Origin of the sequence: Leptolyngbya sp. PL-A3 (genome assembly GCF_039962325.1) — a bacterium.
Taxonomy (GTDB): Bacteria; Cyanobacteriota; Cyanobacteriia; order Elainellales; family Elainellaceae; genus Vacuolonema.
Genome location: NZ_JAMPLB010000119.1, coordinates 1 through 11,124, shown reverse-complemented (window position 1 = coordinate 11,124; position 11,124 = coordinate 1). Strand labels below are relative to the sequence as shown.

The 11,124-nt window shown below is 47.0% G+C and carries 13 protein-coding genes and 1 pseudogene; 7 read left to right on the top strand and 7 right to left on the bottom strand.

Translation table 11 applies throughout. The features are described 5' to 3' along the window. Positions 1 to 518 precede the first annotated feature (518 nt). Together NDI52_RS33820 and NDI52_RS33815 are read left to right on the top strand one after the other, a co-directional pair. Positions 519 to 1,145 carry a hypothetical protein gene (locus NDI52_RS33820; protein ID WP_190772062.1) on the top strand — a complete coding sequence of 209 codons (627 nt, stop codon included), beginning with the start codon at positions 519 to 521 and terminating at the stop codon, positions 1,143 to 1,145. Between the two features lie 89 nt (positions 1,146 to 1,234). After that, entirely contained in the window at positions 1,235 to 2,089 is an 855-nt protein-coding gene (locus NDI52_RS33815; RefSeq protein WP_199330821.1) for a formate/nitrite transporter family protein, read from the top strand. Positions 2,090 to 2,444: 355 nt separating this feature from the next. Here NDI52_RS33815 and NDI52_RS33810 read toward each other — a convergent pair. The 3 genes and pseudogenes from NDI52_RS33810 to pnuC form a co-directional block, all read right to left on the bottom strand. Then, positions 2,445 to 2,537 (bottom strand): annotated as a pseudogene (locus NDI52_RS33810) (GFA family protein); the annotation flags it as partial. 398 nt (positions 2,538 to 2,935) lie between these two features. After that, positions 2,936 to 3,919: an AAA family ATPase gene (locus tag NDI52_RS33805; protein ID WP_190772071.1), complete on the bottom strand. Its 984-nt coding sequence runs from the start codon at positions 3,917 to 3,919 to the stop codon at positions 2,936 to 2,938. 1 nt (position 3,920) lies between these two features. Beyond that, positions 3,921 to 4,592: a nicotinamide riboside transporter PnuC gene (gene pnuC, locus NDI52_RS33800; RefSeq protein ID WP_190772063.1), complete on the bottom strand. Its 672-nt coding sequence runs from the start codon at positions 4,590 to 4,592 to the stop codon at positions 3,921 to 3,923. 185 nt (positions 4,593 to 4,777) lie between these two features. On the opposite strand from pnuC, the gene NDI52_RS33795 reads away from it, so the two are divergent. The 5 genes from NDI52_RS33795 (at position 4,778) to NDI52_RS33775 (ending at position 8,556) form a co-directional block, all read left to right on the top strand. After that, positions 4,778 to 5,014, top strand: a complete 237-nt coding sequence (locus NDI52_RS33795; RefSeq protein WP_190772064.1) for a hypothetical protein — start codon at positions 4,778 to 4,780, stop codon at positions 5,012 to 5,014. 66 nt (positions 5,015 to 5,080) lie between these two features. Beyond that, positions 5,081 to 5,503 (top strand): hypothetical protein, encoded by a 423-nt coding sequence (locus NDI52_RS33790; protein WP_199330822.1) that lies wholly within the window; start codon positions 5,081 to 5,083, stop codon positions 5,501 to 5,503. A 153-nt stretch (positions 5,504 to 5,656) separates the two neighbouring features. Continuing rightward, the gene (locus NDI52_RS33785) at positions 5,657 to 7,204 is read left to right on the top strand and encodes a GUN4 domain-containing protein (RefSeq protein ID WP_190772065.1); all 1,548 of its coding nucleotides are present in this window, start codon (positions 5,657 to 5,659) and stop codon (positions 7,202 to 7,204) included. A gap of 25 nt (positions 7,205 to 7,229) precedes the next feature. Then, entirely contained in the window at positions 7,230 to 7,724 is a 495-nt protein-coding gene (locus NDI52_RS33780) for a nucleoside 2-deoxyribosyltransferase domain-containing protein (protein ID WP_190772066.1), read from the top strand. A gap of 427 nt (positions 7,725 to 8,151) precedes the next feature. Further along, on the top strand, positions 8,152 to 8,556 hold the full coding sequence (locus tag NDI52_RS33775; RefSeq protein ID WP_190772067.1) for a hypothetical protein: 405 nt from the start codon (positions 8,152 to 8,154) through the stop codon (positions 8,554 to 8,556). Here the strand turns inward: NDI52_RS33775 and NDI52_RS33770 are convergent. The 4 genes from NDI52_RS33770 to NDI52_RS33755 all read right to left on the bottom strand — a co-directional run bounded on the left by NDI52_RS33770 (position 8,528) and on the right by NDI52_RS33755 (position 11,010). Beyond that, entirely contained in the window at positions 8,528 to 9,001 is a 474-nt protein-coding gene (locus NDI52_RS33770) for a ribosomal protein L7/L12 (RefSeq protein WP_348257108.1), read from the bottom strand. The two genes, NDI52_RS33775 and NDI52_RS33770, sit on opposite strands and share 29 nt — an antisense overlap. Before the next feature lie 7 nt (positions 9,002 to 9,008). After that, positions 9,009 to 9,659 carry a hypothetical protein gene (locus NDI52_RS33765; RefSeq protein WP_190772069.1) on the bottom strand — a complete coding sequence of 217 codons (651 nt, stop codon included), beginning with the start codon at positions 9,657 to 9,659 and terminating at the stop codon, positions 9,009 to 9,011. A gap of 53 nt (positions 9,660 to 9,712) precedes the next feature. Then, on the bottom strand, positions 9,713 to 10,060 hold the full coding sequence (locus NDI52_RS33760) for a hypothetical protein (protein WP_206758177.1): 348 nt from the start codon (positions 10,058 to 10,060) through the stop codon (positions 9,713 to 9,715). Between the two features lie 272 nt (positions 10,061 to 10,332). Further along, on the bottom strand, positions 10,333 to 11,010 hold the full coding sequence (locus tag NDI52_RS33755; RefSeq protein WP_347280193.1) for a DNA polymerase: 678 nt from the start codon (positions 11,008 to 11,010) through the stop codon (positions 10,333 to 10,335). Positions 11,011 to 11,124 lie beyond the last annotated feature (114 nt).

Here is an 11,124-nt window from a genome sequence, read left to right as displayed (position 1 = left end):
AAACTCCTGACCTCGGAACTCGACAAGATTTCCCCTGAAAGGGTTGCGTCATTGACGTCCTACGATTTCATTCTCGAAGCCCTATTTGGCGCAGCTTCATATTAAAACGGTATCAGTTTACTAGGCGGCCTTTTTCACATCGAATAAACATACCTGGATCAGCAATGCCTAGTTTTTAAGAGTTTCTTCAACTTGTTGTTTGCAGAAATATTGAGATGGATCAGATTTTATGTATTTCGTTACCAAGCAATTAGAGAAGGTTTAAATATGCGATATATGCATAGATATTATGCGTTTTACGAATACCACTTCTTGAAACGTCTCAGAGGATACAATTTTTGCCATTTTGGCTGCTTACTATTCACTACAGTCGTAAAGGCGTAGCAAAAAGTAACGCTTAGTCGAGTTTGTTTACTACTTAAATAACGCAGCTAGCTAAGCTACTTTGACTGACTTCTGAGAGGGCCCTCTGTTGTAGTCAAGTGCTTTTTGCTGCTCCCATTTCTGGAGACTAAGCAATGATTGCTTTAGACAAAGCCGAGGCAAAACTCAATAAGATTGAGAGAGCTAAAGCTGAAAAAGATGGGCTTATTGTTAAGAACAAGCTCGACTATTTTGCCGAAGTTGGTTGGAAAAATGTTGACAAGACGGACTTAGAATTGCGCCTAAAATGGCTAGGTATTTTCCTTCGACCCATTACTTCTAGTCAATTCATGTTGCGTCTGCGTACTCCTAATGGTCAGCTCACCAGCCAGCAAATGCAGATTCTTGCTAACATTATTCACCGCTATGGCAATGCCGGCAGTGGCGACATTACCACCCATCAAAACATTCAACTGCGCGGAGTATGCCTGGAAGGTATACCGGGCATCTTTCGGTGCTTAAAAGCGGCGGGCATGACCACCATGCAATTAGGCTTTGATAATGTCCGGAACATTACCGGCTCGCCTGTAGCGGGCATTAATGCCGCTGAGGTCATTGATACTCGCCCTCTAGTGCAACAACTCCAGAACCTGATGACCAGCAATAGTGAGAGAAATCCAGAATTCTCCAATCTTCCCCGCAAACTCAATATTGCCGTAGAAGGCAGTCGCGACCCCTTTGGAGCCACTCCTAAGGATGCCAAAGTGCTCGCCAAGGCTTAGCCACACCTAAACATACCAAAGCTTCTCGAAACAGCGTTTCGACAGTTCAGCAATATACATTAATCAACATTCAATCAGGAAAAATAAAGATGGCGGACTATATCGCACCTGCTGACTTAATGACAGCTGCCGTTAAGGCGAGTGAGACTAAGGCTCGACTCAAGATCAAAGATTTACTCATTCGCGGCTTTTATTCTGGCCTGGCGTTAGGGGTTGCAACAACCTTGGCGGTCACTATTGCCGTTCAATCGGGCATTCCCTTCCTAGGTGCTGCTTTGTTCCCTTGGGGCTTTGTTTCCATCATCATTTTTGGCATGGAACTGGTAACAGGTAACTTTGCCTTATTCTCTGCCGGTCTCCTTGCCAATCGCGTGAACTGGAATCACACGATCAAGAATTGGATGTGGGTCTACATAGGCAACTTCCTCGGCTGTCTAATAGCAGCATTGCTCATGAGTTACTCCCTTACTAACGCCGGAACCATTGAACCTAACGCTGTAGGCGAAAAGCTCATGGAAATTGCTACGGCAAAGTCGGTAGCAGTTAAAGAGATGGGCTTGAACGGTTTCCTGCTATTCATCGTACGAGGTATTGTGTGCAACTTCCTGGTGTGCATGGCGGTGATGTTTGGCATGGTAAGCAAGTCGGTACCGGGTAAACTCCTCACTTGCTGGTGGCCCATTATGGCCTTCGTTGCCTTAGGGATGGAGCACATTGTAGTGAATATGTTCTTCCTGCTGGCCGGTAAGGCACTGGGAGCATCCATCTCTGGCATGGACATGGTGTTCTGGGATTTTCTGCCTGTTACGATCGGTAATATCATCGGCGGCGGAGTCTTCATCGGTAGCTTGTTCTACTTTACTTACGGCTCGCAGGCAAAAGCAAAATTGGCAGTAGAACCTGGGCTGGATCAAACCGAGCAGGCAGCGGCACCTATTCGCTAAGTAGCCTTAGCTCGAGATAAGCTGAAATACCCAAATTGGCGTGTGCAAAGTACACGCCAATTTGAGCGTTTTGGGATATTTGAAACATAGACACTGTTGGCAAAACATTTTGCAACAATTAATGGAGGTTAAACAGCAAATTACTCATATGGCTGTCAATGGCAGTGACATTTGAGATAGGGAAAGAGTGTTGGGCATCAGCCCAACCCCTGTGATTGAAGAATTAAAAAATTTCCTCCAATTGGTGCCCGTTAACGAAGCCGTACTGGAACGATCAGCTCAACCTCAAAACCTAGAAGTCTTTGTACAGCGAGCAGGAAAGGCCGAGATATACATCGTTTTGTTTTGTTCATGAGTCGAGACAGTGGCAAAGTCCGACTCGGTATGGGAGCCCCGACGCTACAATTCGGACGTTGCCGCAAAGGCAGCTACCTGTGAATTGGTTCATGATGCTCTACCCAGGGTGCGATGTGCGGAAACGATAGTACTACACTATTGAAAATTCCGCGTCTTCATTTTGATGGGTTGGCATATAGGGAGTGACGTTCACGCCTTACTATTCCCGGTAATACAACCTGTTGATATTCTTGCTTGCAGGGTAAAGGGTATCGCTCAACCAGTGTTTGTTCTGTTGAGGCGTTAATCGAGAGATTTGGCTCCCTCATGTTTCAAACTGCCCATGCATAGTCACCACATCCTGGATCTCCCCTTCGGGGCATTTACCCGCAGGGGAACTGCTTCGCACCGCTATTCTTGCCCAAAATAACGGAGTCATTTACGGTTGCATCTGGCAAGGCAACAAAGGTATCGCACCTGAGAAGTTTGCTTTACTGGGATGCCACTATTTTATGGGGCGTCCAGAATCGGGAATACCAAGAGGGGATTGATGGCTGCGATCGCAGCCATCATCCGCTGCTCATGAGAACCTTTCACTGTGATGTATGGTTTTCCTTTCTGCTTGAGCACCTCAATAAACCACTGGTGCATCTCCAGTCGAATATGCTCACCTTCTCGGGTGCCATCCTGCACAAAGGTAAAATCAGGAGCGGTCAGAATATACAGGTCGTAGTGACGGGAGTCAGCAATTTGTTTCACTACTTTAGAATAAGTTCCGGTGTATCGTCTGTGCCAGACATGAGTTGCGAGTGGATCGGTATCACAAATGAGCAACCGGTTCGCCCGCATCGCCAGGTCATCTTCCCAGTTCGCCTGCCCTTTTGCAATCTGAACAAACTCGTAGGTATCCCATTGCTCCGCTCCAAGAGTGTAACGTCTACCTTCCCAATACCATCGCCCATATTCGGGCACCCATACTGTTTCGTAATGCTGTGCCAGGGATTGAGCTAAGGTTGTTGTGCCGCTGGACTCCACGCCGGTAAGGCAAATTCGTTTCGTGAAATACGCTTTGGCAGGGGGAGTTAACATATGCCAGTGAGCCGAGAGATGCTGCCGTAGTTGGGTTCCTGAAATCGGAAAGTGGGTACGTTGGGGGTCGATCGCGCGATGTTCTGCATTCATCAACGCTGCCCAGGATTCGCCATACGCTTCAGAGGTAAAGACGAAATCCGGTTGCCGTCCTTGTAGAATGCTTAACGCTCGTTTTGCCCAGGGTTCTGGTGTATCTGGAATATCTTCCAGCACTTCGATCACTTCGACATCGGGATGCAGAAAACGAATCCAGTTGGCGCGAACAGTACCAGGGATTGTTTGAGTCAGTTTGTACCCAACCAGCACCACAAGGTGATCGACTTGTGCTTTTGCCTGTTGAATTAGGTGGTGATGCCCCAGGTGAAACGGGTAAAACTTCCCAATCGTAATGCCAAGCATCATCCTACTGCTCAAGTGCCTTTAACTGTTGTTCGCGATCAATGTGTTGGAAATTCCTTAACCCACTCCATGCCATCAATCCGAAAACGGCATAAAGAACACTGGTTAAATACAGGTGTCGGGAGGCGTAGAGCGGAACATAAATCACGTCCACCGTAATCCACAAATACCAGCTTTCTACCAGACGACCCATGAGATAGAGATGAGCAACCAAACTCATGACCGTTGTGAGGGCATCCCAAAAGGGAGCGGCTCCTCGGATGGCAATCAGGAACGATCGCAAGGCGAATATGCTGGCGATCGCCAAAATAGCTGTCAGGATCAACCATTTCCTGGAAACATGACCCACGGGTTTCTCAGCATGGTTCCGCCCGCCTCGTAACCAGATGTAGATAGCTTGCAAACTGGTGATGAAGTAAAACACTTGCAACCCAACCTCTGCGTACAGTTTTGCCTGGTAGAAAACAATCCCGTACAGAGCTGTCCCGATCAACCCAATCCACCATCCGAGGGAGTTATTCTTCGCCAGTAACCAGACACTCCAAGCGTAGGTTATGACAGCCACCGTCTCCAGCACATTCAGTTCGATCGGAATTACCTCTTGAAAGGGTATGAGCAGGAGCAGGATGCTGGCAACGATACCGACAATAGATTGAAACTGGGCGGAGTGAAACATGAGGGAGACACAGGAAGCATCAGAACTTTTACCAATGGACAGTAGCCTACCTCAATTTCAATCAATCCAATAGAAATAGTTCTCATTCTGTTGTGCTTGTGGAAACTTTGATTCAGATTGCTCCCAGCATAGCAGCAGTACTTTTGATGTTGCTGGGCGGAGCCACATTGCTTTTTACAAAAACCATGGCTGCCTTTGTTGGTCTTGGTCCCATCACCCCGGTCAGTATTTCTGAGATTCGCTCAACACTCGGTAGTTCTTTCTGGGACTGGAAGCCATCTGCCTTTGGTTGCAGTCTGCCGATGCTTTACAGCCTTGAGTGTGGCTTCTTTTGGAGCGGCGATCGTGCGGCTGTTAGGAGCATCTTTGACCACAGCATCACGGTCAAAAATATCGACGGGGTGGTGGCAGAGAGCAGGTGATTACCAAACTTGTGTTAGGTACGCTAATCGCAGCAGCATCGATGGGTGGGAGGCGAGCCAACAGGCATGGAAGGCCCTGTTCTCAAGGCAAAATGCCCGGAACACGACTTACCCGATAAAGACAGACAGAAGCTGACGAACTTGCCCAACAAAGCTCCTCAACTGAAGATCACCTTTGCGTTACCAGATGCCTATCTCACCAGCAATCAAGTAGACCGATTGATGAATTATCAAGACCGTATCTTGTATGCCATGCAATACTTTCATGGCACGCTAGAAGCGGCAAGGCAAGGGTTACGAGCGATGGCGTTGCTGTGGAATTTCCATCCCTACAGTTGCAAAGTTCAGGCGCTGGAGCCACATTCGATGTCTCCCTTTGAAGACCTCAATGGCTTCCGTTATCACGATAACTGGTTACGCAACTTCCTGATTGCTTCTTCCTGCAATGGCCGTGGAACGGCGAAACCTTATAAACACAAACTTGATTAGAACTAGAGTATTTCCAAGTCGTGGGAGAAGAATTGGAGCCAGGTGTACATCAGGTTGCAGTCACTTTAATAACATGAGTAAGCTGGAGGGGTTACGGGCAGAATACATCTCATTGCAACCAGGCAAGGATACTCATTTCTTTGCAAGCTAATTATGCAACGCTATCCTCTCGTTCACAAGCCGAAACAACCTGTGAGCCAGCCTCAAATTACAGTCCCTGTAATTGGCGAGGGACGTTTTGCGCGAATGGCAGAAGGAGGGTACGGGCACGTTATTCTGCAGTTAGAGCCGAACCCAGAAAATGATGGCTGCTATATGGTGTGGTCGGTTACGGTGGAGTTTACGCCACACATTAATCCAGATTACTTGTTAACTACAGATTATCTGAGCGATGTCTATCAGGGCTTGTGTGAGGCGATGACAGACGATGAAAAAAGTTCGTCCTGGATCTCCTATATACCTTTTCCCTATGAGAATACGAATATCCGAATCATCGGCGGGTCTGAGCATCCGATCGATTCCAGATCCCACTACTACCGGAGGGCAGCGTACCTGGCGTTAGAAGATGCCATATCTAAACTGGGCAGCGATCGCCCAGAAGATATGTCCCTGCCCGGCAATCCTTCACCTGTGTCCAATGAAGCGATCGCCGAAAAATCTCCTGAGCCACCAACTGAAGTAATCCCGGTATTGCATGAAATGACTGTTGAACACGACCCCAAACAGTACCCGCTGATTCACAAACCGAAAAAGCCAACCGTCAGCCAGCCCCAAATTACAATCCCTGTTCGTGGTGAAGGACGGCATTTGAACCGGGGGTATGGGCATGTGATCTTGCAACTGGAACCAAATCCAGACAACGATGGCTGTTTTATGCTGTGGTCCGCCAATTCAGAGAGCACCGATCGCCTGCCGCTAACGACTACGTTTCTAGACGATGTTTATTGGGGTTTACAGACTGCCATTACAGAAGGTGTAGATCGCCAGGATTGGATTTGCTACGTCCCTTTTCCCTACGAAAATACCAACATCCGCATCATCGATGGTTCTGAACGACCAATAGACTCGCGATCGGTCTATTACCAGATGGCTGCCTATTTCGCATTAGAAGATGCGGTGTCCAAGGTGTTAGCGGTCACATTACCCGAACAGCCTGCTATACCAGCTAATGAGTTACCGTTATTGGTTGAACCTGTAATTGAAAATCCCCGTTATTACCCACTACAGAACGCTCTGCGGCAGCAAAAATGGCGAGATGCCGATGAACTAACAAAAGATTTGATCTTTCGATTAGGCGGTGGAGAATATAGCGATCGCGACGAAGCCTACTGGCTGGGGAATAAGTGGACGCAACAGATTCCTACTGCCGATTTGCAATTAATCGATCGCCTCTGGAGGGCTCATGGCGAAGGGCGATTTGGCTTTAGTGTGCAGAAACACATCTTTTTAGAGTGTGGTGGTCAAACGGGCGATCGCACTGAACAGGAAGCCTGGAAGCGATTTGATGCTCAGGTTGGTTGGACATTAGAGGATGATGACCCGCGTAAAGAAATCATCCGGTTACTGCGCTTCAACGTGCCTCAAAATCAAGTTTTTCATCGCCAGGCTCCAGTGGGATACTTCCCTTGCTTACAGGAATGGGGTTACGAATCCGTGAAGCAAGAACTGATCCAACTGTTCCTGATACGGGAGTTACCTTGAGGAATAATCTGGCTCGATTAGGCCTATGAATTACATTGAATGCCCTCATACCGCTGAAACTTCCCCTAGCCTTTTTCTAGCAGGGGGAATTACAGGCTGTCCCAATTGGCAGGCGATCGTGGTTGAGAAACTGAAAGAGACATCCCTGACCCTGTTTAACCCTCGGCGTGAGCAGTTTCCGATGGATGATCCAACCGCCTCAGCCTTCCAGATCCGATGGGAATATGACCACTTGCGAAAGGCAGATGCAATTCTGTTCTGGTTTCCGTGTGAAACACTTTGCCCTATTGTGCTTTATGAATTAGGAGCCTGGTCAATGACGGCTAAACCCCTATTTGTAGGGGTTCATCCTCAGTATCAACGCTGCCAGGACGTTCACATTCAAACGGCACTCGTGCGTCCGGATGTGGCGATTGTTCATTCCCTAGAGGAGCTTGTGAGCCAAGTCTCACACTGGTTGTACTTTGCACCCGATGATAGAAGCCATGATCAAGTTAAACCAGGAGAAATTATGACTTGAATAAACCGGATAAACACAGGCAAAGAGCATCACAACAGTGATTGAACAACTATAGTCTCATAGTCAGGTGAATAGATGTAATTTATAGCCAGAATAAGAAATACCTCATTTCTTCTAATGCTAGTGAGCTTTTTAGTATTCATTCTCACATCCGTTAGTAACCCATTTTCACTCCCATTTCAAGACTTTTATCAGATACCTGAGGCTCAGCAGGAGAAACATGTTCGTGATGCTCAATTTTCAGGCAAAATTATCATATTCAGTCTTCTATCGGTAAAGGTATGACAAGCGTCTTTGCATTTACTTTCTATTTAATTTATAAGGCTAAAAATGAATCTGAACCGGACTAATCTGAAATCCACTTAAAAAATCTTGAGGAATTATCCTTCAAAGTCAGATTAATTCGAGATGTACTAAAGAGACGGCTATGACTGCTCAAGTCGATGAGATCCTTATTTTTAATGGCAACAAAACATTGATCGCATTTCATCCACCTTTGCCAAGTTCACATCCAGGCATCATGAAAGTAGAAGATAGCAAAATTGCTGACTCTGTCATTGGCTCTACTGCTTGTTGGCGAGGCTATATCGGCACATGGGAAATTCAAAATGATCGACTCTACCTGGTTAGCATTGTGGGCTGCTACCAAATGGTCAATGACGCCCCAATTTTCGCCCATTGGGTGAGCGGCTTGATTTGTGTGCCGCAAGGGAAACTGGTGTATTGCGATCGCTCAGGTGCTAAGGTCTACGAGCAAGAAATCCATTTGAGGATTGAGCAGGGAAAAGTAATGAAATCAACTATTATTGATTCGAACTGTAGTCAATCGTAACTTGTGCTCCAGCAGCTTCCAGCGTTGTCTTGAGGCTTTCCAATTTCTTCTGATCTCTGTCCTCGATAAGGATTTGAGGCAGATGCTCGAGCAACTCCTTGACGTCACTTAAGCCTAAGTTGGTAATCGAACGAATCACTTCCATAATGCTCAAGCGGCAGGTTGGATCAATGTGATCAAGAGTGAGTGCGTACAGGGGGCGATCGCTTTTACGCCTAAATCGTGCTTGTGGAACTCTAATCGTGATCTGTTCTACGCTATTGGTGAGCCAAATTCCAAGGGCTGCCTTGCAATTGCAGTACGGACAGATCGCCGTTGACGCTTTCTCGATGAACTCATCGCTAAAGTTATCAATCAAGCGGTTAATCGAAGGCCGGTGCCAAGCCTCATACCAGCGTTTGCAATTGGGACATTCAACAATAATTTCTTCAGGGGGTGACGTCATAGCAAGATTAGTGGACAACTCCTAAATGCTTTTCAGCACAACTATCACAGACATCCGATTGATACATCCAACCAGGTGGATTCAGCTGATTGCAGTATTTGCATTGTTGAAATGTTTTTCGCCTTTCTGCCTGTGCCTCATGAATAAAGTTCAGCAAATGAATGGTTTGAACTTGTTCTCCCTCCAGTCTTCGCCAGGTTTTAGAAATGGATAATGGAGAGTGAGATCCTATCCATTCAATGTCTGGAAACCTGACTTCCAGAAGATCGTGAGCCAAAACGATGATCACTCCTGTTTCATTCCCGTACTCTCCAAGCTCAATTTGAATGATGTCCTGTGTTCTTTCCGCCTTTGCGCCTGGAAAAGCTCCCAGAATTTCAAAAGCTTGCCGTTCAAAGGGCTGAACTTCTCCTAAATAATTCTCCTGACCTTGATAGAGATAGAGTTCGAAAACCCGTTCTTGCTCTGATCGCGGTGGAACATCGGCTAACTTCCCATTGATTTCAAATTCACCCTGGCGGATACGGCGATCGCGATAAAAGCTTTGGACTGCTTCTTCTACTGTTTTCCCAGAACCCCACCCGATGAAAGGAGTTGTCGCAAGAACGGTTAGATAAAAGTTACCATCTGTCTCTGTGATCGCCGCTTTAACTTTCATGGGAATCCCTCCTCGCGTTTGAAATGGTCCGGTTCGTTGTTCATACTTCTGCCCTAATTGGACACAGGTAAAGATGGATCTGGCATCAAGGGGCCGATTACTTTGTAGGTCGGTATGAACACCAGATAGGCATTCCAATTGGAACCATTGGTGGAGCAATGTACGAAAACTTCACCGGTTTGTTCAAAATTTATGTGTCTACGCCATCGGTACTGGGGGCAGGGAACATTATGAGCCGTCAGGGCATTGCTGATGTCGCCGTTTGATTTTTCCTTCCAAGGAGGAGGATAGATTTCATCAAACGTCATCGCCCGATTCAACCTACAGGTCGTTAGGAGCGGGACGATCGCCAGCAAAAAGCAGACTGAGCTTCGCCATGGAAAATTGGTGGCCTTTTGCATCGTGCTACAACCATGTGTCGCGATCGCTCTCTTCAGCCGTTTTGAGTACTGGGTGAGCGTCTTTTCAAATTCTACGGCAAGGTGGAGTTGGAGGTTCGCTTCCACCGGTGGACTACTGCACCTACCAGTTCTGGGAAGGTTTTCGATTCAATCTGTAATTTTTTCCCAGAACTTAGATGTTTGGGTTGGTTGTGGGAAAACAATAGGGCATTGATTGTGTGGACTATTGGATGCACTGCCTGCTCCAACTCATAGGATTAAACAGCGTTTTTCTATTTGTTCGCCCATGAATCTGCTACTTTTACATCTGCAATGATGGGAACCTGGTGGACAAAAACTCCTCCAGCAGATGCCATCGTATCTGCCAGGAGAGTGGCGACTGTATCGGCTATGCTAGCTGAGCATTCCAACAAAATCTCATCGTGAACCGTGCCAATGATTTTTGTATTGGTTCCCTGTAATGCTGCTCGAAGCATTGCCAGTGCTTGCTTTGTGATATCTGCGGATGTTCCCTGAACTGGCGTATTGAGTACTTCTGGTAGGGTTGGTTTGTCTTTCCAAAACCGCAACCGACCGCTAAGAGTACGAGTTGTGCAGGCATTTTGTGTGTAAAGCTCTTTCCTAACCCGCTCATGCCAGTTCGCTATGCCCTGGTATGCCTCAAAGAAGCGACGGCAGAAGGTTTGGGCTTCCTGTGCGCTCATCTCAACGCCATAGGTGTTCTTAGCGTAACTCTTCAATCCTGCTGCACTCATGGCATAAATCAAGCCGAAGTTAATGGCTTTTGCCGCTTGTCGCTCTGATTTCGTAACCATGTGCATCGCTTTATGGGCAACCAGACTGGCCGTTAGTTGGTGCAAATCATCACCCTGCTGGTAAGCCGTAATCATCCGCTCATCACCGCTGATCTCGGCGACAATTCGAAGCTCGATCTGGGAGTAATCAGCAATAACTAGTACTCGGCGGCATAAATAAGCCTATGGTTTAGAACGCCAGTAACTTACCCTTGAATGTCCATTGAAAGGGCTTTGCCATCGTTTGGTTGAAGTAGTCAATAAAGGAAA

What these genes read in the sequence shown, in the direction of transcription:
- NDI52_RS33820 (WP_190772062.1), top strand. Translation starts at nt 519, where the DNA reads ATGATTGCTTTAGACAAAGCCGAGGCAAAACTCAATAAGATTGAGAGA.
- NDI52_RS33815 (WP_199330821.1), top strand. Translation starts at nt 1,235, where the DNA reads ATGGCGGACTATATCGCACCTGCTGACTTAATGACAGCTGCCGTTAAG.
- NDI52_RS33805 (WP_190772071.1), bottom strand. Translation starts at nt 3,919, where the DNA reads ATGATGCTTGGCATTACGATTGGGAAGTTTTACCCGTTTCACCTGGGG.
- pnuC (WP_190772063.1), bottom strand. Translation starts at nt 4,592, where the DNA reads ATGTTTCACTCCGCCCAGTTTCAATCTATTGTCGGTATCGTTGCCAGC.
- NDI52_RS33795 (WP_190772064.1), top strand. Translation starts at nt 4,778, where the DNA reads ATGGCTGCCTTTGTTGGTCTTGGTCCCATCACCCCGGTCAGTATTTCT.
- NDI52_RS33790 (WP_199330822.1), top strand. Translation starts at nt 5,081, where the DNA reads ATGGAAGGCCCTGTTCTCAAGGCAAAATGCCCGGAACACGACTTACCC.
- NDI52_RS33785 (WP_190772065.1), top strand. Translation starts at nt 5,657, where the DNA reads ATGCAACGCTATCCTCTCGTTCACAAGCCGAAACAACCTGTGAGCCAG.
- NDI52_RS33780 (WP_190772066.1), top strand. Translation starts at nt 7,230, where the DNA reads ATGAATTACATTGAATGCCCTCATACCGCTGAAACTTCCCCTAGCCTT.
- NDI52_RS33775 (WP_190772067.1), top strand. Translation starts at nt 8,152, where the DNA reads ATGACTGCTCAAGTCGATGAGATCCTTATTTTTAATGGCAACAAAACA.
- NDI52_RS33770 (WP_348257108.1), bottom strand. Translation starts at nt 9,001, where the DNA reads ATGACGTCACCCCCTGAAGAAATTATTGTTGAATGTCCCAATTGCAAA.
- NDI52_RS33765 (WP_190772069.1), bottom strand. Translation starts at nt 9,659, where the DNA reads ATGAAAGTTAAAGCGGCGATCACAGAGACAGATGGTAACTTTTATCTA.
- NDI52_RS33760 (WP_206758177.1), bottom strand. Translation starts at nt 10,060, where the DNA reads ATGCAAAAGGCCACCAATTTTCCATGGCGAAGCTCAGTCTGCTTTTTG.